Origin of the sequence: Paraburkholderia sp. SIMBA_027, from assembly GCF_046535315.1 — a bacterium.
Classification (GTDB): Bacteria; Pseudomonadota; Gammaproteobacteria; order Burkholderiales; family Burkholderiaceae; genus Paraburkholderia; species Paraburkholderia tropica.
In genome coordinates this window covers 1-259 of the sequence record NZ_JAWRWY010000970.1, presented here as the reverse complement: position 1 = coordinate 259, position 259 = coordinate 1, and the positions used below count along the sequence as shown (strand labels likewise).

The following is a 259-nucleotide window of genomic DNA, read 5'->3' as shown; positions in this document are numbered from 1 at the left end:
AGCGAGGCGTTCTCGCAGAAGAACATCAATTGCAGCATCGCGGAAAGCATCGACCGTTTCGCGCCGGTCGCGCAGGCGGCGAAAGAGCACGGCTTGCGAATTCGCGGCAGCGTGTCGTGTTCGCTCGGCTGCCCGTATCAGGGCGAGGTGCCGGTGGCGTCGGTGGTCGATGTGGTCGAGCGCTTTGCGGCACTCGGCTGCGATGAGATCGACATTGCCGATACGATCGGCGTCGGCACGCCGAAGCGCACGCGCGAAG

The 259-nt window shown here is 64.9% G+C and carries 1 pseudogene; it reads left to right on the top strand.

The annotated features are described in order from the left end of the window. A pseudogene (locus SB764_RS42000) lies at nucleotides 1-259 on the top strand (hydroxymethylglutaryl-CoA lyase); the annotation flags it as partial.